The 20,541-nt window shown below is 43.4% G+C and carries 18 protein-coding genes; 4 read left to right on the plus strand and 14 right to left on the minus strand.

Annotated elements, in window-relative coordinates; translation table 11 throughout:
- The first annotated feature begins 117 nt into the window (after positions 1-117).
- The 4 genes from IQE94_RS14370 to IQE94_RS14385 all read left to right on the plus strand — a co-directional run bounded on the left by IQE94_RS14370 (position 118) and on the right by IQE94_RS14385 (position 4,309).
- Positions 118-1,149, plus strand: a complete 1,032-nt coding sequence (locus IQE94_RS14370) for an iron ABC transporter permease (RefSeq protein ID WP_212720758.1) — start codon at positions 118-120, stop codon at positions 1,147-1,149.
- A gap of 86 nt (positions 1,150-1,235) precedes the next feature.
- Positions 1,236-2,291: an iron ABC transporter permease gene (locus tag IQE94_RS14375; protein ID WP_212720756.1), complete on the plus strand. Its 1,056-nt coding sequence runs from the start codon at positions 1,236-1,238 to the stop codon at positions 2,289-2,291.
- 267 nt (positions 2,292-2,558) lie between these two features.
- Entirely contained in the window at positions 2,559-3,365 is an 807-nt protein-coding gene (locus IQE94_RS14380; protein WP_212720754.1) for an ABC transporter ATP-binding protein, read from the plus strand.
- Positions 3,362-4,309: an ABC transporter substrate-binding protein gene (locus tag IQE94_RS14385; RefSeq protein WP_223342182.1), complete on the plus strand. Its 948-nt coding sequence runs from the start codon at positions 3,362-3,364 to the stop codon at positions 4,307-4,309. Before IQE94_RS14380 ends, IQE94_RS14385 begins: the two co-directional genes overlap by 4 nt.
- A gap of 166 nt (positions 4,310-4,475) precedes the next feature.
- Here the strand turns inward: IQE94_RS14385 and IQE94_RS14390 are convergent, their stop codons facing one another.
- From IQE94_RS14390 to IQE94_RS14455, 14 genes are all read right to left on the minus strand, one after another.
- Positions 4,476-6,221, minus strand: coding sequence for a TonB-dependent receptor (locus IQE94_RS14390; protein ID WP_223342183.1), 1,746 nt, complete (start codon positions 6,219-6,221; stop codon positions 4,476-4,478).
- Positions 6,133-6,942 (minus strand): AMIN domain-containing protein, encoded by an 810-nt coding sequence (locus IQE94_RS14395; protein WP_223342184.1) that lies wholly within the window; start codon positions 6,940-6,942, stop codon positions 6,133-6,135. Before IQE94_RS14395 ends, IQE94_RS14390 begins: the two co-directional genes overlap by 89 nt.
- A 166-nt stretch (positions 6,943-7,108) precedes the next feature.
- The gene (locus IQE94_RS14400) at positions 7,109-8,089 is read right to left on the minus strand and encodes a helix-turn-helix transcriptional regulator (RefSeq protein ID WP_212720748.1); all 981 of its coding nucleotides are present in this window, start codon (positions 8,087-8,089) and stop codon (positions 7,109-7,111) included.
- A gap of 242 nt (positions 8,090-8,331) precedes the next feature.
- Positions 8,332-9,615 (minus strand): MFS transporter, encoded by a 1,284-nt coding sequence (locus IQE94_RS14405; protein WP_212720746.1) that lies wholly within the window; start codon positions 9,613-9,615, stop codon positions 8,332-8,334.
- 17 nt (positions 9,616-9,632) lie between these two features.
- Positions 9,633-10,598, minus strand: a complete 966-nt coding sequence (locus IQE94_RS14410; RefSeq protein ID WP_212720744.1) for a sucrase ferredoxin — start codon at positions 10,596-10,598, stop codon at positions 9,633-9,635.
- Positions 10,595-11,593 (minus strand): iron-siderophore ABC transporter substrate-binding protein, encoded by a 999-nt coding sequence (locus IQE94_RS14415; RefSeq protein ID WP_223342185.1) that lies wholly within the window; start codon positions 11,591-11,593, stop codon positions 10,595-10,597. The genes IQE94_RS14410 and IQE94_RS14415 overlap by 4 nt, the downstream gene beginning before the upstream one ends.
- A 164-nt stretch (positions 11,594-11,757) precedes the next feature.
- Positions 11,758-14,328, minus strand: coding sequence for a TonB-dependent siderophore receptor (locus IQE94_RS14420; protein WP_223342186.1), 2,571 nt, complete (start codon positions 14,326-14,328; stop codon positions 11,758-11,760).
- A 150-nt stretch (positions 14,329-14,478) separates the two neighbouring features.
- A complete protein-coding gene (locus IQE94_RS14425; RefSeq protein WP_223342187.1) occupies positions 14,479-14,793 on the minus strand; it encodes a helix-turn-helix transcriptional regulator in 315 nt (104 codons plus the stop codon).
- Between the two features lie 5 nt (positions 14,794-14,798).
- Complete coding sequence (locus IQE94_RS14430) at positions 14,799-15,518, minus strand: hypothetical protein (RefSeq protein ID WP_223342188.1); 720 nt, start codon at positions 15,516-15,518, stop codon at positions 14,799-14,801.
- 260 nt (positions 15,519-15,778) lie between these two features.
- Positions 15,779-16,576 (minus strand): class I SAM-dependent methyltransferase, encoded by a 798-nt coding sequence (locus tag IQE94_RS14435; RefSeq protein WP_223342189.1) that lies wholly within the window; start codon positions 16,574-16,576, stop codon positions 15,779-15,781.
- 207 nt (positions 16,577-16,783) lie between these two features.
- Positions 16,784-17,893: a TonB-dependent siderophore receptor gene (locus tag IQE94_RS14440; protein ID WP_223342190.1), complete on the minus strand. Its 1,110-nt coding sequence runs from the start codon at positions 17,891-17,893 to the stop codon at positions 16,784-16,786.
- On the minus strand, positions 17,890-19,200 hold the full coding sequence (locus IQE94_RS14445) for a TonB-dependent receptor plug domain-containing protein (RefSeq protein ID WP_223342191.1): 1,311 nt from the start codon (positions 19,198-19,200) through the stop codon (positions 17,890-17,892). Before IQE94_RS14445 ends, IQE94_RS14440 begins: the two co-directional genes overlap by 4 nt.
- A gap of 123 nt (positions 19,201-19,323) precedes the next feature.
- On the minus strand, positions 19,324-19,752 hold the full coding sequence (locus tag IQE94_RS14450) for a biopolymer transporter ExbD (RefSeq protein WP_212720734.1): 429 nt from the start codon (positions 19,750-19,752) through the stop codon (positions 19,324-19,326).
- A complete protein-coding gene (locus IQE94_RS14455; protein ID WP_194015123.1) occupies positions 19,712-20,344 on the minus strand; it encodes a MotA/TolQ/ExbB proton channel family protein in 633 nt (210 codons plus the stop codon). Before IQE94_RS14455 ends, IQE94_RS14450 begins: the two co-directional genes overlap by 41 nt.
- Positions 20,345-20,541: the final 197 nt, after the last annotated feature.

Consider the following 20,541-nt stretch of genomic DNA (forward strand, 5'->3'; position numbering starts at 1 on the left):
CGATTGCCGTAGGCAAGGCTCTATTCCCATTGTCCTCTTTTATTGATAATCTTTCTTAGTAACTTTACTAAGTAAAGGACGGAGTCGGGCAATTAGGCTAATGCCCACCTAAGATACTTGCCCCTTCTCCAATGCATTATGCGATCGCCGTCATTTTTTCAGCTTAAATCCCCCGTTTATCTCTCCTTCGGTCTTATGTTGGGGGGGGCAGTTCTGTTGGGATGCCTAGTCGCAAGCATACTTCTAGGAGCCGCTGATATAGACCCAAAGACCGTCTGGCAAGCCATCTTCCAGTTTGACGGTTCCACTAACCATTTAATTATTCGCACGGTGCGCTTACCCAGGGCCATTTTGGCGATCGTGGTGGGAGCCTCCTTGGCTGTGGCCGGGGCCATTACCCAAGGTTTAACCCGCAATCCTTTGGCGGCCCCCGATATTCTGGGGGTTAATGTTGGCGCATCCTTAGCGGTGGTTTTGGCCACATTTATCGGTGGCGATCGTGGTAACCAATGGGAATTTGCTTTTGTTGGGGCGGCGATCGCCGCTATGGTTGTCTATGTCTTAGGAACTCTTGGTCGCAGTGGTCTCACCCCAATTAAATTGGTCATTGCGGGGGCGGCGCTATCCTATTTTTTAGGCTCCTTGACCACGGGTATTCTCTTGCTTAACCAACGTACCCTAGACGATATTCGCTTTTGGTTAGCTGGTTCCCTGGCGGGGCAAGATTGGGCTGGTTTGACGGCGGTTTTGCCCTACATTGTGGTCGGTTTAGCTAGTTCCCTCACCCTAGGACGGCAATTAACGCTACTGACCTTTGGGGAGGAAGTGGCCCGGGGATTAGGCCTAAGAACAGCCTGGGTAAAATTGGGAGCGGCAACGGTTTTGGTGTTACTGGCGGGCAGCGCTGTCGCCCTAGCGGGGCCCATTGGCTTTGTGGGTTTGATTGTGCCCCATGTTGTTCGTTTTGGGGTCGGGGCTGATTATCGATGGATTTTGCCCTACGCCATGGTGATGGGGGGGATTTTTCTTTCTGTAGCTGATATGGCCGCCCGGTTAGTTATCAGTCCTCAAGAATTACCGGTGGGCATTATGACGGCTTTGGTGGGGGCGCCTTTTTTTATTTATCTTGCCCGCTCCCAAATTAAATAATCGACCCCAATTGGGCCGACCCCACGGAGAATTCAAGGCCATTCAAGGCTAATTGATTGAATCGAATTTTATTAACTGTTTGTCCCATGCCTGCTCCTCGACCTTGGATTTTTGTCCGTTTCCGGTCTTTGCCCCTGCCCCTATCTTTTCGTCTGGGGCGCCATGTCCCTCTGGTAATCGGATTGCTTACTGCCCTGGCATTATTGCTATTTATCCTCAATATCAGTTGGGGAGAATATCCTGTCCCCCCCTTGGCGGTGCTGCAGGCGATATTTGGGCTATCTGCCGATGCTGACCATGAATTTGTGATCCGCACTCTGCGATTACCCCGGTCTTTAGCGGCGTTGTTGGTGGGTATGGGTTTGGCGATCGCCGGGGGCATTTTGCAAGGTATTACGCGTAATCCTTTGGCCGCCCCTGAAATTATTGGTGTTAATGCGGGGGCCAGTTTGGTGGCCGTTACCCTAATTGTTTTACTACCAGGTATTTCTCCTTTATTTCTGCCGGCGGCCGCTTTTGGTGGTGGGTTGGCGGTGGCGATCGCCATTTATGTTCTGGCCTGGAATCGGGGTAGTGCTCCCGTCCGGCTAATTTTGGTTGGTATTGGCCTGGCCGCCTTAGCTAGCTCCCTCACTAGTTTGATGATCACCTTTGGAGAAATTAATGCGGTCAGTCAAGCCCTAGTCTGGCTCACCGGCAGTGTCCATGGCCGGGGCTGGGAACATTTGTTACCCTTGCTGCCTTGGTTGGCCCTGTTTATTCCCCTCTCGTTGACATTAGCTCGGGAGTTGGACACCCTTAACCTAGGGGACAATCTCGCCCGAGGACTGGGTAGCCGAGTGGAGTTGGTGCGGGGTCTTTTGCTGATTTGTACCGTGGCCCTAGCGGGTTCCTGTGTGGCCACCGCCGGCAACGTTGGTTTTGTCGGCTTGATGGCTCCCCACCTGGCCCGTCATTTAGTGGGCCCTGCCCATGGAGGAATGATTCCCGTTGCGGCCCTCACCGGAGCTTGCATTACAGAACTGGCTGATTTAATCGGCAGAACCGTTTTTGCCCCCATTGAAATTCCCTGCGGAGTAATTACGGCGATCGTGGGCGCTCCCTATTTTCTCTGGCTCCTCTATCGCAATCGCCATCAATAGCTCTATTACCGCATTTACTTTTTTTGGGGTAACGCTTTTTCCCTGGTGAACCCCAATGTTCAGTTAACTAGAAGGCAAAATTCCCTACTATTCCTAATAATTCTTAATAATTAATAGCTGTTATAGTAACTTCTGTAAGGAAAAGGGGACCATCCAGCCTTGCAAACCAAGCATTTAAAATGAATTATTCGGCACAAAACCCCATTTTCCTGTCCCCCAGTCTCCTACAATAATCCCTAGCTTTATTAATAGTTAATCCTAATAACTATGTTGGATGTTACCATTCCCATTGCCCTCACCACCCGTAAGCTCAGCCTGGCCTACGACACTCACCTAATTATTCAAGGGCTCGACTTAGCAATTGGCCAGGGGGAAATCACCACACTGGTGGGACCAAATGGCTGTGGAAAATCCACTCTCTTACGGGGCATGGCACGGCTACTCAAACCTCAAGGTGGCACGGTGTATTTAGAGGGAGAGGAGATCGCCCATCTGCCCACCAAAGAATTGGCCAAACGTCTGGGTATTTTGCCCCAAAGCCCCCCCGCCCCGGAAGGATTAACTGTCAGGGAACTGGTGGCCCAGGGCCGTTATCCCCATCAAAACTGGCTACAACAATGGTCAAAGCAAGATGAATTGAAAGTCGAAGAGGCGATCGCCACCACCGATCTACACCAGTTTGCCAACCGCCCCCTTGATAGCCTTTCCGGAGGCCAACGCCAGAGAGCCTGGATTGCCATGGCCCTGGCCCAAGACACTGAAATTTTATTGTTAGACGAACCCACCACCTATCTCGATCTAGCCCATCAAATTGAAGTTTTAGATTTACTCCATTGGCTGAACCGGGAAGCAGGACGCACCATTGTGATGGTATTGCACGACCTCAATTTGGCCTGTCGCTATAGTCATCGCTTGATTGCCCTACGGAATGGAAAACTACTGGCCCAAGGACGACCCCAGGCGATCGTCACCGAAGAACTAGTACGACAAGTTTTTGGACTGGAGAGCTGCATCATCGCCGATCCCGTCACTGGCACCCCTCTGTGTGTACCCGTTAGCCGACACCTAAAATGAAAAGTAAACTAATAATTTTTACTTTCTGCCTGGTGCTATTTGGTTGTGCGAAAGAAGTACCCGCTGAATTTTCCCCTGGGGAAACCATTCAATCACACCTCACCCAGCGCACGATAGCCCACGCCATGGGGGTAACGGCCGTCCCCAATGAGCCACAGCGCATAGTGGTGTTGACCAATGAAGCAACAGATATGGCATTGGCCTTGGGAGTCACCCCGGTGGGGGCAGTTAAATCTTGGTCGGGGGATCCTTACTACGAATATTTAGCAAAGGATATGGTTGGAGTCCCCATCGTGGGAGATGAAATGCAGCCTGACCTAGAGAAAATTGTCGTCTTACAGCCAGACTTGATTATCGGCAGTCGGTTGCGCCAGGGACAAATTTATAATTCACTGAGTGCCATTGCCCCCACAGTTTTTTCAGAAACCATTGGTGAATCATGGCAAGATAACCTACGTCTTTATGGACAGGCCCTTAACAGAGACGCTGAAGCTGAGCAACTTTTAAACGACTGGGAAATCCGTGTAGCCCAAATACGCCAAAAACTTAGTGCTAGAGAGCTGAAGATTTCCCTCGTCCGATTCATGCCGAGGGGAGCCCGCATTTATTTACAAAATTCTTTCCCCGGTCAAATTTTGCAGGCAGTGGGGTTGCAACGGCCAGCTAGTCAAGCTCAAGACGGCTTTGCCGAAAATGTTTCCTTCGAGCAAATTCCGCAAATGGAAGCTGATGCGCTGTTCTACTTCATCTATACCGGAGAGAGCGAAAGTCAAACTCGCGGTAGTGTGACTAATCCTTGGTTAAGCCATCCCCTATGGCAACAGTTGGAGGTTGTCCAACAGGGTAAGGCTTACGCAGTTAACGATGTGGTTTGGACTATGGCAGGAGGCATTCAAGCCGCCCACCTGCTACTAGATGATTTGGAACGACATTTAGAGCCCTAGAACTTGTTTGGAAAGTTTTGCTCCGCCTCCTAAATTTCCTCACTAAAGCTCCGGCAATACTTGGGGGACTTTTACTCAGTTTCCCTCAAAATTTGGGGGGCCAGGGGGGCTTTTAAAACAGGCTCTTAGCATGGGTTGCCCCTCAAAATACTAAGGGGAAAGGAATTTACCACTCAAATGCATAGCCAATGCGGAGAAATCGTCCTCGGGCGGCAGCATAACTCAACTCGCTAGTCTGGAGTTGGGACACCACTGGAAAATAGTCAGTGTTGAAGAGGTTGGCAATACCGATTTCAAGCTTACCGGGACCAACATCGATTTTACTGATGTAATCCAGGGTGACGTAGCTGCTGACGGGGCTTTGACCAAAGATGTTGTCATTCGCAAACACGTCACGATTGCCGGAATAGAGGAGTTGTAACCGATTTTGCCAGCCGGGGGTGGTTTGATTCTGGACATAGGCTGTGAGCTTTACCGGCGCAATGCGAAAACCATCCAGGGGTGTATAGTTGCCCGTGTTGAGACGATCAATCTCCCCAGCGGATAAGCTAAATGTTCCTCCCAATTGCCAACTTTCTCCCACTTTGGCATCCATGGTGGCTTCTACACCATAAATTCGTTCTGGAGCTCGCAAAATTTCCCCTGGGGCGGTGAACGTGGTGCCCAAGTCAGAGGAGTTATAGAACCCGGCTAATGAAAACTGGAGATTATTCCAATTGCCCCGCACACCGACCTCATAGTTGTTGACCCGCTGGGCTTCCGGTTGCAGAGTGGCTAGGGAAAAGCCCGCAGGGGCATTACGAAGCACTAGGCCCACGTCGGCTAGGGAAAAACCTTGGGCAAAGCTGGCAAACAAACTGATGTTATCGGTGACATTCACTACTCCCCCCAGGTTAAAAAGCGTGGCATCGTAGCCTAAATCCCCTCCCTGTATTGTATTGCCCGCTAGAGTGGTGAAATCATCCACCGAGAGGCCCACCTGTTCGTGGCGGACGCCCCCCAGTAGGGTAAGCCAATCGTTGGCCCGCCAGTTTAATTGGACGAACAATCCCAGGCTGCCTTGGTTCAGGGATGGTACCCAAGTCCGTTTACCGGTGTTGCGGTAGGTTAGACCGCCACTGGCATCAAAAGTAATCGGATCAAAAATGTTTACTGGCTGAGCAGTGCTTTCGTTGTTATAGTCAGCTCCCCACAGTAGTCGCAGGTTTTTTTCTCCAGTGAAAGGGGTGTCCAGTTGCAACCTTCCCCCCCACTCGGTGGAGTCAATTTCGGACTGAAAAATGGCATTACCCAAGCTGACAAAGGATCGTCCATCAAAGGGGAAAAACCGAGTTAGATAATCACGATAGTAAATCTGTCCCTTAAGATTGCCATTGAGGACATTGCTGTGGGTGTAATCAAGACTGACCACCGTATTATTGCTAGTCTGGGGGGTATCAAGGTCTAGCCCTTCGATCGCCTGGGATCTCTGCCGGCCGGCGATTGCCGTAACGCTAGGATCAACGGTGAAATCAGTATTTTGGGTGGCTTGAAAATGATTAATGGTGAGTTGTAGGCGCTGTTCTTCAGTAATGTTAATGCCCAATTTACCTAAAATATTTAAACTATCTGTGTCCGATACTCCCCCCTGGCCATTGGGATCAGGGGGAATGCGATTGCCTAACGCATCAAAGAATGCCCCGACGGATTCATAGGATACGGTAAAGGCGTAGTCACTGTAGTCAAGGGTTCCCCCCACATATTGCTCCACTGTTCCCCCTAAACTGTCGGATAGGCTATCAAAATCAGTGTTAAGGGCTAGGCGGGTGCTGGCTAGGAATGGCTCAGGGGCAGGGCCACGGGTAATGATATTGATTACCCCTCCAGTGGCACCATCCCCATAGATTGCTGTTGGTGGTTTGGGGCACCCCATCGATCAACACCAACACGTTGCGGCCTCGTAATGGTTGCCCAAATTGACTAGCACTGCCGGTGCTGGGGGCTAAGCCTGGCACTAGCTGACCCAAAATATCCGCCAGGGAAGAGTACACCTGGGTCTGTTGTTCAATTTCTGCCCGTTGAATTACCGTCACTGACCGGGGAATATTGGCAATTTCCTCCTCTGTGCGGGTCGCAGAAACCACAATTTGCAGAGCTTCTACTTCGTCAACAGTGGCGGCGGTCTGGGCAATACCTGGGCGAACCACCAATTGCAACCCCTGTGGGCTGGACTTCACCTCGGCTTCGGGCGGCCCATCCACCCCTGTAATAGCTAACCGCACTTGATTGTCGGCCATTTGGGTAACACTGACAAAGGCAATGTCTGCCGTGAGGCTTACCTGCTCAAACCCCTGTTCCCCGGGCAAGACCAGCAAAGCATTGGGGATATCAATAATCAGAGCATTGCCCACAGTTTGAAAGTTCGGAGAGGCGATCGCCCCTCCCGCAGTCACCAAAATAATTTCGACCCCGGTCTCTGTTGGCTCTAGTCGAACTTCCTGTACTTGTACTAATGACGTCCCTTGATCCAGTTCCACTGTCGTAGACGGGGATGGCTCATTAGTCATTTCCTGAGCTCCCACCGGCATAGCCGCCACTTCTACCACCATTCCGAGGGCTATCATCCAGCCAAACTGCATCAATCTTGTTTGCATGTCACGTCCTCCTGTACGTCGATTCTTGTTGCAAATACTTCTTAATTAGCTAGGAGGAATTAGTGTAGGTAGTTGTAGGGGGCTTTGTCTATCCAAAAAACGGCCACAGTGATCCCAAAACGGACTTTTAGTTGAGAAAAATCCCTAAGCTCACGGGAAAAACCCTTTATTTGCTTAGCATCCATTGCTTAGGGCTTATACCAAACTGTTTGCGAAACGCTGCAGAAAAATGTCCTAAATGGGTATAACCGACGCTATTGGCAACTTCAGCGACGGTGTAATTGCCCTGACGGAGTAATTCTTTGGCCTGGTAAAGGCGCTGTTGCGTCAGATAACCAATCACAGATGTACCGAACAGTTCTCGAAAGCCACGGCGGAGAGTGCGATCACATAACCCTACTTGCTGTGCCAACTCCAAAACGGAGGGGGGGCTTTCCAAGTGAGTCATTAACCTGGTCCTCGCTTCGTAGACCCGCTCAATGGTTGTGGGTTTAAGGTTGCCGGTGTATGGGGAAGAATGGTGGTCAGCCATAATGCTATCCAGTTGAAGTGCCAAAAGTTCAAACACTTTGGCCTGGAGAAAAAACCTTCTTGTCACCCCGCGAAACGGACATTGGAGCATCTGCTGAGCCACTGTCCGCATTTCAGCAGTAATGGCGGGAAACCAAGCCATTTTCCAATCATCTTTTTTGAATAAAGCTTGGCTTAGAGATGAGGACTGACCAACTAAAAATTGCTCTAAAATTTCAGGCTCGAGGTGGACATTGATGCCCTCGAAGTGACCCAATTGACCATACTGTGCCACGTAACCAGGGGAAAGGCCACTCCCGGAGAAATAACCCCTCTTCGTCTCCAGAATTGGATAGGTCTCGCCATAATCGACTGTCCCTGACAATAGGATGGTGAACTGTACTAAATGCTTATGCACCGGTACCTTAAGGGCCCAGGGCTGGGTAAATTCCTTTTCGATCAAGTCCAACCAAACCCCAGGGGAAAGTTCCAAGCAACAGGTACGGCCATGGCCCAGACGGGCAGGTAGCCAGCGACTGGTTTCAAAACTATCAACTGGAGTGGCATGGTTATGCTCAGGCCCAACGGGAATTTGACAAATCTCATCATAGTCGGACTCGGAAAGCAGAAGGGTCATGGGCAGATGGGAAGCTGAATAAGCTGAAGTAGATTGAAAGAATTGATCAATCTATTAGTCTACCCTTAATGCAAATTATTCCTAAATATTTGATGAGTTTAACTTATTGAGCAAAGCCCTAACGGGCAAAATACCAGTGCAGTATATTTGTTGGAAAAATGTACTATGTCGATTGGGGCAACTTTGTGGATTATCTCAATAACGCTGAGGGTTCAATATCCCATAGGAGATAGTATTACTTGCTAATCATCCCCACGTTGATAAATCAATAGACCCCATAGCCCCAATAGAAATGCGATCACTCCACAGGTCACCATTAAGAACGCCATGCCGTTGCCTGGGGGAGGTCCAAAAATTTCATTGATAGGTAGGATTAGAAAGTTGCTTAAGTGAGTCAGCATTACCGATACCTGATTAGCTAGAATTCCTGCGGCCAATCCAGCTAAACTGCTGATGACAGTGCCAATCAAATAATCTGCAGCCAATACTCGGCCTTGTATTTCCAGTGCAACTTTCTCATACCAAATTGCTGTATATGAACTGGTGATTAAGGGATTTGGTAGTGATGCGCCAACGTTAGCTAGTAGCCAAAATTTGGGTTGGGCAATCAGTCCCATGGCTAATCGACTGAATCCATTGATTATAAAGCCAATAAAAATACCAGTTGTTCTTCTTTTGAAGCCTCCCCAAATACTACAAATAGTTCCTCCAACAATACCTCCCACTCCTCCAATGGCCACAATAATCCCTAAAATCTCAGTGTTTCCTCCAGTTTTGGCTAAAATCATGGGCTGGTAAATTACTTCAGTGATTCCTTCCATAAAGCTAAACAACGAAAAAATGATTAATATCTTTGATAAATTTGGATGGTTATAGATATATCTAAGTCCAAAAAACATATTGTCAACAAAATTTTCTTTCAGTTGTACAACAAATAAAATTTGGTTAGTGATTTTAGGAGATTTAATTCCGAATGCTATTGGTACAATCAAGATTGTTATAGCAGCGATCGTGAACGTTGTCATGTCAATTATTGTGATGCCAGTTAGCCCTATCACGGGAAACAAGATTCCAGCTAAAGCGGGGGCAACAATTCCGGCGCTATATACAGTAATTGCTCCCATACTACTAGCATGAGTATGATGTTCATGAGGAACAATTAAAGGGATCAGGGTAATATAACTAAGGGTTTGAATGTTACCAAAACAACCAATAATAGATGCAATCAGATATATATACTTAACATTAAGAATCTGTAAAAAAGCTAGAATTCCCGCAGAAAATGTACATAAAGCAGAGCCGATATCGCTAACAATTAGCAATTTTTTGTGAGAAAAATGATCAGTAAGGGTACCAGATAAAGGTGTAATGATAATTTGCGGGAGCTGATAAAAAACTAAAATCAAAGCCACTGACATAGCAGAATTTGTCTTTTGCCATATCCATATAGTCAGAGAAAAATAAGTCATACCGCTACCAATAGACGACAGAGCCTGTCCCAAGCAAAGAATGACAAAGGTCTTCATTTATTTTTGTAAATTAATTATTTATCAATTTCTTTTAAGTAGCTGACACTATACTGCTTGACAGAAATAAGCTCATCTCCTGAATTTCTAGCAGTCATCACTGACCCAGTGGTTTCAACTCTTGCAAAATAAGCTCCTTTAATTTTATCGGGAGAAATAAAATCAAACTGAACCTCTACCCAATTAGGATCAGGCTGATTATCATCCATATTCAATATCTGAGCTGATTTTTGGTAATTCAACCATTGCCAACCTCGCTCAATCCAAATTTCACGCTCAACAATCTGGGCAAATTTTGTTACTCCTGCCCAACCTCGATAAAATTTATAGAGTTGTTTAACTTGACCTTCTCGTCTTACCAGATTATCTAAAATTTCAGACTCAAGATGTCCCCAAACTTGCCCATTTGGAAAATCAATTAAAGTCGGAGCAAATTGATGCCCTCCAAAGTGGGAGCAACGCCATACCCTTAAATTTTTTGAAGCGTATTTTTGGCGCAATTGTTTATAAATAGAATAACCAAATCTGGAGCAAGCAATATCAATATTTCCATGGGTACACACCATCATATCTCGATCAACAACATCCGACAGTTTATAGTTACGAAAATTTTCTAACTCTGGAGGTTGATGACATAAATTTTTGATAAGATCCCACCTTTGATCATCAGGAATTAAATATTCTTCTTTTATAAAACTGGAAAACGACAAATTAAATTTTTGGTAGTGAATAATACGACTAAATTCTGATTGAGAATACTCGTGATCTGAGGCGATCGCCATTGGAGATACTTTAACTCCTTGATTAAAAAGTTGATGAAAAAGATCATGAATTGGTTTAAGAATAGGGTCATGGTGAAAGCGTTCCTCTGTCCAAGGTTGGGGGAGTTCCATAATTAACCAACGATCACTAGAATTTGCTGTGCCGATAGGATCTTCTCCATTGGATTTAGCAATAACGGAACAAAATTGACAATTAATCATGATTTCTGATGGGTTAAGAGTTGTTTTTTTAATTCATTGAGATAAAGTTCTGTACTAATGGAGCCAGGTAGACCAATGCATAAATAAGCAGGAACATAATAAACACGATCTGCTTGACTAGCTCCCATTGATTGGGTAATTGGATTTTTTAACCATTGTTGTTGGAGATTAGATAGTTGATATTCATTAAATTCCTGGGCATTTTTGAATTCGCTTGGTTCTTGAAAGTCGTAACCTAAAATAATAATTGAATCAGCGGCATTAAGCTGGGGTAAAACTTCTAAGGACAAAGGAATCCTTTGATTTGAAGAAGCTTCTGAAGGAGATATGGTAATCAAATTAAAACCTAATTCTTTAACTAAAGAACTACAAAGTCCTCTATTATTATTAATGAATAATTCTTGTAAATCCTGGGCATAAAGTAAAAGAATATCAGGATAATCTGTAATAGTTTTAGCCAACTCATCTTTGGCCTTAGCAATTTTTTTTGCAGTTTCTTCTAAAATTTTCTCAGCGCTTTCTTTACGATTAACTGCTTGGGCAATTTTTTTTAAGTTTTCGTTCGGTTCATTCCACGAAAACATTAGGATTGGAGCAAATCTAGAAAGAGTTTGGTAATGCTCTTGATTATCATCCAAACTCAAAATTAAATCAGGCTTTGTTTTAAAAATTGCTTCCATTGAAGGCATATAAGCAACTCCGACATTAGCAATAGATTGATTAATATATTTTCCTAAATAAGGGATTTGTTCGGTGGGACGATCATAATCCCTTTGATGGAAACCAATGTGATCTGCATAGGCGATTGGCTGAACGTTGAGAGCGAGCAGAGATTCTAGTAAATAGGGACCTAGCACAACAATTCTTTCCGGTTGTCCACAAATTTCAGTTTTCCCCATTTTATGTTCAATTATCCGGCAATCTTTTTTATTTGATTGTTGTAATGGTAAAGATTGATCTATGGTTGTATTACAAGAGATCAAGAGAGATGTCATGAATATCATGAAAGTGGAAAAATAATTTATCTTATGTTTTTTCATACGAAAATTTGATATGTAAGTATAAATAGCTGTTCTCTGTTTTTTACTGGGGCTGAAGACCAGCATATTCTTATGAGCTTCCTAAATCATTAAAAAATCAGCGAGTAACTCTTAATGATTTAAAATTGAACTGAAAATGAACCAATAATGGTAAATGGTTCACCGGGCTCAATTCCTGTTTGGAGACCACTGACTGCTCGGACGTAATTAGCATTGGTAAAATTCCTCAAGTTTAGGGCAACTCGATATTTATCTCGTTGGTAAAAAATCGCTGCATTCCCGATAATATAATCCCCCACTGTGTAGGTATTAGCTAAATCACCAAAACGATCGCCAACGTAATTAAAGCCAATTCCAAACGCTAGTCCTTGTAATGCTCCCGATTGAATTTCATAGGTCGTCCATAAATTCGCCATATTATAGGGAATACCAAATAGGCGGTTATCGACAAAATTAGGATCTGTATCCTCGGTGACTTTTGCATTGATATAAGAATAGTTACTAATAATTTTCCAGCCGGGTAAAATTTCTCCCACAATATCTAGTTCAATGCCTTGGCTTTGTTGTGTTCCAATGGTAGACAAAAATAGGGGATTAACTGGATCGCTAACCGCTACATTATTTTTATTAATATTAAAATAAGTTAAGGTTGTGAGAAGTTGTTGCTCAAACAGTTCCGCTTTAACGCCAATTTCAAAACCTTCTCCCCGTTCTGGTTCTAGGGGATTGCCACTGATATCTATTCCACTATTGGGGGTGAAAGACTGGGAATAGTTGCTAAAGAAGCTAATTTCCGGAATTGGACGATATAGTAGGCCTATCCTTGGTGTAACTGCACTATCTGTTTGTAGTGTATTTCCCCCTTGGTTAAAATCAGTTTGTAAATTATTTGTGTTTTGAGTGATAGTATCGTAACGAAGTCCTGCAACTAAAATTAGATTTTCTAATAAAGAAACTTGATCCTGTAGATAAATTCCCAAACGATTAGAACTGGTAAAAGTATCGCCAAAAAGAGGTAAATCAGAGCGATTAGGTTTGGGAATTGCATTATAATCGGGATCAAATACGTTAATTGACGTCGGACCACCAAAAAGCGTTAAAATACTCTCTTCAGACCAATTATAATCAATTCCAGCTAAGAGCTCATGTTTAACTGAGCCTGTAAAAAATTTACCGACAGCATTGGTATAGAAAGAATAGGAGCCCTGTTGTCCGTCCTGGTCAGCAAAGAAGCGGGTAACCGTTGGCCCATTCACAATAGTAGGAAGAGCAATGATGTTATAGTCATAGTTGTAGCTCATATAGCGAAAAGCATTGCGTAACTTCCAATTTTCATTGAAGCGATGCTCTAGATTATATCCAGCGCTAATAAAGTTTTTGTTAACAATATCACTGGGATCATTAATTACCCTCGAGCGGGGTACTGGTGCAACTCCATCTCCGAAGCTACTCAAGCCAAAGTCAGCGGGATTCGTGTCATTAATATATTCAACAGCTAAACTTAAATCTGTGTCGTCACTGATAGCATAGGTGACAATGGGAGCGTAGGCAAATCGTTCTAACGGTTGATTAAAGTCGCGAAAACTCGCTTCATTACTATAAACGCCGTTTAATCGATAACGTAAATTCCCACTGGGATTTAAACCACCTGAAATATCAAAACGGGGACGAACTAATCCTTGATTACCTAATTGCAATTCGACTTCAGCAAACGGTTCATCAAGTGGTTTTTTCGAGTTTAAATTAATTACACCTCCAGGTTCAATTTGGCCATATAAAATAGAAGAAGGACCTTTGAGTACTTCCACCTGTTGTAGGTGAGAAACTTCCGTAATCCCTTGAAACCCTCCATAAAGTCGAAAACCATCCCTTAAAATAGGAACTGTATTACTAAATTGATTGCCAAATCCTCGAATACCAAAGATGGTCTCTCTTCCCCCTGTGGTGCCACCAAAAGTCACACTGCTAACATTTGTCAATACATCTTTGAGGGCGATGGCTTGTTGGGAACGAATTACTTCTTCTGAAACAACCTGTGCAGAAAAAGGCGTATCCATAATGGGAGTATCAGTCCCCGTGGCAACCGAAGTGTTGGGAACGAAAAATTCTTGGGCTGCTTCTTCTTCTTGGGTAGCAACAATTTCGATTTCTTCTTCCGATTCCACCGTGTTAATTGGAGGTGTTAGGCTCAAAATTAAATTTTCGGATGATGGTATCACCTGAGCGGTCGGAACAGTACCATTGCCAGTTACGGTAATGCGTAGTGAATTTGAACTTGTCTGTATGGCGGTTATTTGACTAATTTGTTCACTGGGATTCTCAACTATAAAATTTTCCCCATCTGGTAGCTTTAAAACTGCGTCCAAAATATCGATGATGAGAATATTGTCCTCAGTAATAATTAAGGGTATTAACTGGGATTGATCGGCCGTTTTTAAAATTAATTCAATGCCAGTTTGTTTGTCTTTAAGTTCAATTTGGATAACTTCTTTAATTTGAGCTTGGGATATTTGCTGTTGCCAATTTTCTATCTTTACATTTTCCTTATATTCATTCTGCAACTCCTGATCTTCTAATTTTTCTTTTTCAGATAAATTACTTTCCCCTATTGATCCTAGGGCAACACCAGAATGTAAGGCCGTCAAACCAATCAAAACGGCGATCGAAGTCTGTTCCAAAATTTTGATCATTTTTTGTGCTCCCCACACTTACTGATAATTAATGGATATATTTTAGGGGAAAGCCAAAATGTATTTCTTTGTAGGACGGACTTTTTTCTTTGTGAAATGGACTTTTTAGATCATAATTTTTCTTCTGTCAGAATGAAGAAGTGCTTACTACTATTTGGAGGAAATTGTCTTTTGATGGGTTTTGGGACTAACTCCAAATTTTCGTCTAAATGCCATGCAAAAAGCTTCCGGATTGGTATATCCTACCCTTTGTGCTACCTGGGCTACGGACAAGTTATTATCTGCTAATAATTGCTGAGCCTGTTGCATGCGATAATTATACAGGTAACCAAATACGGTCGTGCCAAATAATTGACGAAAGCCTTGTTTTAGCTTACGCTCATTTAAGCTAACTTGTCGAGATAATTGTGCCAAATAAGGAGGATCAAGTACTTGTTTGACCAAGATTTCCTGTGCATATTTCACTCTTTCTAAATCGTCTTTTTTAATTGAGATGCTTTTTTTTCTGATTTAGTAGCATCCATACAATTAAATTGCCAGGTAAATAATTCTAAAGCCTTACTTTCTAAATAAATTTGTTTAATTATGCCTTGATAGGGACATTGATAAATTTGCTGTAATATCTCAGTGACTTTAAGTGTGTTTTTACCTAGTGATAAGTGGAACTTTAAATCACGATCGCCTGTGATTAATTGGTTAATTAAGCTAGGATCAGAGTTTTTACTTTGATAAAAACAACTGAAATAATCAACAGGAGCATAAACACTAATTAATTTTATTTCAGTATCACATGGCCATTGCTCGAGTTCTGATAAATTAGGTAAATGATAAAGATAATTTCTGCCCGCTAATTTTGTATATTTTGGCTCAATTTCTTTAGTTTTAAATGTTTCTACTACTGAATTTCCTGCAAGATAAAAGTGGGCAACTAGAGGAAAATTCTTCTCATGATTCCTTTTTAAGTACATAACTTCGGCAAGTTGTACCTGAATAATTTCAATTGTTAAGCCGTCCCTCAACTGGATAGATCGATTATACCCTTTACCTAATCTTTGCGGTAAATTTATTATGGTTTCATTATCTTGAAATTGTACGGTAAACTCATTAAAATTGACAATTTTTTTTGAGGCAACTGCCTGATTTGGTAAAATAATTGTGGTGTTGAGGTCGAATACATTAATATCTTCCATTGTTAATTTAGATATTTATAATACTTATTAAAAAAGATTTATATTTTGAATTATTGTATATTAAGGATTGGCGACAAATCTGAAACATGGTATTTTACTGGAGACAGAATCTTATTTTAAATTTTAATAGTTTGTTTTTAAAACTTTTTGACATTAAAATTTTATGTAGTTCGGTCTTATATTTAATTTGGTGAGGTCTAGTGAGGTAAAAAAATCCATTAAATTGTTCCGAAACAACTTGAAAATAATAATTAAAATCATCATTTTACTGTGTATGCCCAGATTTCGAATTGTGCTTGAGACGATAACTCCACCTCTAATGAACCGTAATATTCATGACAAAATACTTCAAATTCCTTTATGGCAAGATTAAATGCTTCATCTGGAAGGAGCCAGCATAATCCATAAGCGCGTGATCTGTAAAAATGGAATAGTTCTTGTACTTGATTGCTTACCGTCCATTCCTTGGCTATCCAGTAATTACACTGATACCCTTTATTTACTAAATATTCCTCTACATTAATTTCGTTGATTGTTTTAAGTGACTGTTGTAAGGTTTGCTGCTCTTGATATTTAGACAAGATAGTTTTGAAATGCTTCTCAAATTCCAGACGTGCGGGTGGAGTAACCCATTGAGCATTTAAATAAAAACCTTTTGGTTTCAGGACACGATCAATCTCATCCAAAAATATCCCTAAGTCGGAAACAGCATGAAGCATATGAACAGTTAGCACTACGTCAAAGCTTTTCTCAGGAAAAGATAGTTGTGAGGCATCTCCATAAATCAGTTTTAGATTCGGAGGAATGTGAGGCAACTTTTGACGAAACTGGTTAAGCATTTCCTGAGAAACATCAACACCAGTTACGGAGTAGCCACGTTTTACCAAAGGAAAAACATTGAGCCCAGTTCCTACACCAGGCTCAAGGAAAGTAGTTTTGGGGGTTGCCTTCACTAAAGCAAGAATAAAATCTGCAACCTCTTCAGCGATGGGCTCTGTCAGCCAGCGAGTTTGATCGTAAATATCGGCAATTTTGCTGTAATAAACTTTTTTTTTCATTTTTTAAAACCCTATTTTGGATAATCAGAAAATTTCACAGCTACCGACAACGAGACCAATGGTTGCAGTGAGTAAATTGAAGGGGTGGAGCACTAAAATTAGTATCTTCGCCGCAATCAATGAGGCATTACAAAATTTTTCCTTCGGACAGACTATAAGCCTCCAGAGAATTCGCCCCAAGGGACGGTGAATTCAACCCATTAGGCATTAAAATTTCACGCCGATTTTACCCATCACCGTAAAGGGCGCTCCTGGGTAGGTACTCAAGTCAAAACCATTAGATGCAGATAAATATTGGGAGTTAAACAGGTTTTCAATGTTTAATTGAAGTTCCCAGTTTTCCCGTCGGTAAAAGACAGCGGCATCGGTGCGGAAATAACTGGGCAAAACAAAAGTATTGTCCAGATCTCCTGCCCGTTGATCAACATAAAACAGTCCCAACCCAAATCCCAGACCTTGTAAATCCCCCGATTGAATTTCATAGGTTGTCCAGAGACTAAATTGATTGCTAGGAACATTGGCCAAAGTGTTGTCCACAATGTCGGTATTGTCTTGGCTAACAAAAGCATCAAGGTAGCTATAGCCGGTGACAATGTTCCAACCAGGAAGAATTTCTCCCCCTAGGTAAAGTTCAACACCTCGACTAGTTTGCTCCCCTGTTTGAATGGTAAATAATGGATTGGCAGGATCAATGGTAGGAACATTTTGTTTCCTAATATCAAATGCCGAGAAAGTCACACTTAACTTGTCGGTAATGTCTGCCTTAACTCCCACTTCAAACTGGCGACCGGTCTGGGGATCAAAGGTAGAGCCATCGGCGTTGAGGGAGGCGGCAAAAGAAGGATTAAAAGAGGTGGTGTAGGAGCCATAAAGGGAAACGCTGGGAATTGGTTGATAAATGATGCCGACCCGGGGCGTTAATTGGTCATCGGTTTGGTTAAATTCCTCCCTAGGTTCGGTGAGGGACTGGGTTGACCGATTTTGGGTGGCGGAATCGTAACGGAGTCCCACCAATAGCTTCAGGTTGTCGAATAAATCCATTTGATCCTGTAGATAAACCGCAAAGCGATTGACTTGATCATCACGGAAAAATTCTGGCGCGATGGGAAAAGGGGTATTGGTGTAAACCGGGTTGAAAACATTAATGGGGGCAAAGGAGTTACTGAATTGAAATTCTGGAGTCTCTGTATCGTTACGATACTCCAATCCAAACAACACCCGATGCTTAACTGGCCCTGTGTAGAATTCTCCTACCAATTCTGCATTAGTGAAAAAACGCTGATAATTTCCCCCAGCATAATATTCAAATCGATTCAATTCCCCCGTATCTTCGTCAAAAAAGTCAAAGAGGGGGCATAGCGTACGGGGGCGTAAGCCAAATATTGCATGGCATGGCGTAGCTTCAGATTTTCGTTAAAATCGTGGTTGAAAGTGTAGCCAATTAGGTATTGATCCTGCTCAAACTTACTAAATCGCTCTCCTAAAAATCGATTTGATGGCAAGTCTGCAATATTTGTTGCTGGAATACCTTCATCTAAGGTTTCCCGATTAGTTGTGTATTGTCCATAGATATTTAACTTCGTATCTGGACCAATATTCCAGGTTAAAGTGGGTGACACAACCCAGAGGTCACCGTAGACGAAATCGCGAAAACTGCTGGAGGTTTCATAGGAAACGTTGAGACGATAATTAACTGTATCAATGGCTTCCGGTAGCAGAGGACCGGATAAATCTACATCTAAACGATAGTCATTATAATTACCAAGGGACACAGCCGCATTGTAATAGGGCTCGTCCAAAGGCTTTTTGGAAATTAGGTTGATTGACCCACCGGGTTCCCCAGCACCAAACACAATGGAAGAGGGCCCTTTGAGCACTTCTATTTGTTCGATGTCGGTGGTGTTTAAGGGCCCTAAGGACTGATAGGGAATACCATCACGAAAAATACTGCCTTGAACGGGAAACCCACGGATTAGAAAACCGGGCCCGAAAACACTGGTGCCACGGCCACCATTAGGACTAACTCCCGGTACTGTTTGTAAGGCTGGTCCCAATTCGTTTACGTTTCGGTCTTGTAAGACCTGTTGGGGCACAACTTGAATGGACTGGGGGATATCCAGCAGGGGAGTGTCTAATCCTGTGGCAGTGGAGGCGCTGGGCACAAAGTAGCTAGATTCATCCTGTCCCTCCTGGGTGGCCACCACTTCAATTTCTGACTCTGGATTCTCAGGGGCAATCGCCGTGGAGGACGAAGTTAAGCTAAGCACTAAATTTTGGTCAACAGAACTCACTGTCACTTCAGGAAGATTATTATCAACGCCCGTCACCGTGATGCGGACTATATTGTTTTCCCCCTGGGTAATGGCGATCGCCGCAATTTGAGAGCTAGGATTTTCCTGGCTAAATTCTCCTCCAGGAATATCCAAGAGGGCATCGGTCAACTCAATGATGAGTAGATTCTCTTGGGGATAGATAAGGGGTTGGAGCGGGGTGGAGGAATTATTTTCCAGTTCTAATTCCAGGCTCTTTTCTGTGAGCTTTAGATTAACTCCAGTAACCAAAATGGAACCAACTTGAGCTTGTATTTTGGTTTGGGCTCCATAATTATTAAATTGTGCCAGCACAGGCAAGGGGGTTACTAACCCCGAACATAGGCAACATATAGTTAAACCCAGGCTGATTTTAGTATTCACAATCACTCCTCACCAAATAGTAAAAAATTATTGATTAAGCAATGCTTAATTTTTTTAGTTTTTGGGCGTAGCGGCGATCGCCAGGGAAACCCCCTCAATTTGCCGTACACCGTCCATAACTTGCACCACTAGGCCATGATTAACCTGCTCATCGGCTTTGATTACCACCAAACTATTGGCGTTATTTTTAGCCTTAGCCACGATATTTGTTTGCAAATCTTTTAGGGGTATTGCCTGGCCATCGAGAAACAGTTCACCAGTTTGCTTAACAGTTAAAATAAATTGCGGATTGGGTTTGTTTTCCGTGGTTTTGGCCGAAGGTAAATTGACTGATAAACCATCGGAGCGGCTGAGATACAAACTGGAAATGATGAAAAACGCCAGGATAGAAAAAATCACGTCAATCATTGGGATGATGTTGATTTCACCCTGGGCTTCGAATTCATCGGGAAGTCGCATACTCTTTTTCCTCCGGTTGGTCATGAAAGCGGCGATATACCAATTCGATTTGTCCCGTTTGCTCCTGTATGAGGGCAAATTGGCGCAGATATAAGGAACGGAACACGTTGGCAAATAACAGAGTTGCAATGGCCACCACCAAGCCCATCACTGTGGACACCAAAGCTTCACTAATCCCCCCGGTGACTCCCGATGTATTGGCGGCGGTGGTACTGCCCAAACTCATGGAAGAAAAAGAGCGCATCAACCCTAAAATCGTCCCCAACAAGCCTAAAAGAGGGGAAACGGTGATAATGGTCTGAAATAGGGTGTTAAATCGTTTCAAAAGGGGCAATTCTGCTTGGGTAGCACTTTCAAGAGCCAGGCGAAATTCCGTTGGTGTGGCCCCTTCCAAACACAGGGCTTCGAGAAAAATCCGCGCCATGGGTAAATCGGCATTTTGTTTCAGCTTGGCGATCGCCCCTGGAGGATTACTGCGATAAAGCTTGAGCACCTCATTGACCAGCCGATTTTGCCGTAATTGGATCTGACCCCAAAAATAGGCACGTTCGATAATCAGGGCCACAGCTAACAGGGAAAAACCGAGGAGGGGCACTGCCACTATGCCCCCGGCCATAAAAACTTCTACCAAAGCAATAACCTCTTAGGTTTACTCAACATAGTTAAGAGTAATTCTTAATTAACCCCCATGCATAGTCAGGACAGCAATTGATAATTATTTTCAATAAATTAACTAGATAGACAATAAGCTTTGCTTAAGTGTAAAGCAGGTTTCCAGGCATTAAGAGCCTAAAATCAGAGCTTTAGCAAAAA

The sequence above is a fragment of the Synechocystis sp. PCC 7339 genome (assembly GCF_019924095.1).
GTDB lineage: Bacteria > Cyanobacteriota > Cyanobacteriia > Cyanobacteriales > Microcystaceae > Synechocystis.

What these genes read in the sequence shown, in the direction of transcription:
- IQE94_RS14395 (WP_223342184.1), bottom strand. Translation starts at nt 6,942, where the DNA reads ATGCAAACAAGATTGATGCAGTTTGGCTGGATGATAGCCCTCGGAATG.
- IQE94_RS14405 (WP_212720746.1), bottom strand. Translation starts at nt 9,615, where the DNA reads ATGAAGACCTTTGTCATTCTTTGCTTGGGACAGGCTCTGTCGTCTATT.
- IQE94_RS14410 (WP_212720744.1), bottom strand. Translation starts at nt 10,598, where the DNA reads ATGATTAATTGTCAATTTTGTTCCGTTATTGCTAAATCCAATGGAGAA.
- IQE94_RS14450 (WP_212720734.1), bottom strand. Translation starts at nt 19,752, where the DNA reads ATGACCAACCGGAGGAAAAAGAGTATGCGACTTCCCGATGAATTCGAA.
- IQE94_RS14455 (WP_194015123.1), bottom strand. Translation starts at nt 20,344, where the DNA reads ATGGCCGGGGGCATAGTGGCAGTGCCCCTCCTCGGTTTTTCCCTGTTA.
- IQE94_RS14435 (WP_223342189.1), bottom strand. Translation starts at nt 16,576, where the DNA reads ATGAAAAAAAAAGTTTATTACAGCAAAATTGCCGATATTTACGATCAA.
- IQE94_RS14380 (WP_212720754.1), top strand. Translation starts at nt 2,559, where the DNA reads ATGTTGGATGTTACCATTCCCATTGCCCTCACCACCCGTAAGCTCAGC.
- IQE94_RS14430 (WP_223342188.1), bottom strand. Translation starts at nt 15,518, where the DNA reads ATGGAAGATATTAATGTATTCGACCTCAACACCACAATTATTTTACCA.
- IQE94_RS14385 (WP_223342182.1), top strand. Translation starts at nt 3,362, where the DNA reads ATGAAAAGTAAACTAATAATTTTTACTTTCTGCCTGGTGCTATTTGGT.
- IQE94_RS14420 (WP_223342186.1), bottom strand. Translation starts at nt 14,328, where the DNA reads ATGATCAAAATTTTGGAACAGACTTCGATCGCCGTTTTGATTGGTTTG.
- IQE94_RS14375 (WP_212720756.1), top strand. Translation starts at nt 1,236, where the DNA reads ATGCCTGCTCCTCGACCTTGGATTTTTGTCCGTTTCCGGTCTTTGCCC.
- IQE94_RS14415 (WP_223342185.1), bottom strand. Translation starts at nt 11,593, where the DNA reads ATGACATCTCTCTTGATCTCTTGTAATACAACCATAGATCAATCTTTA.
- IQE94_RS14400 (WP_212720748.1), bottom strand. Translation starts at nt 8,089, where the DNA reads ATGACCCTTCTGCTTTCCGAGTCCGACTATGATGAGATTTGTCAAATT.
- IQE94_RS14390 (WP_223342183.1), bottom strand. Translation starts at nt 6,221, where the DNA reads ATGGGGTGCCCCAAACCACCAACAGCAATCTATGGGGATGGTGCCACT.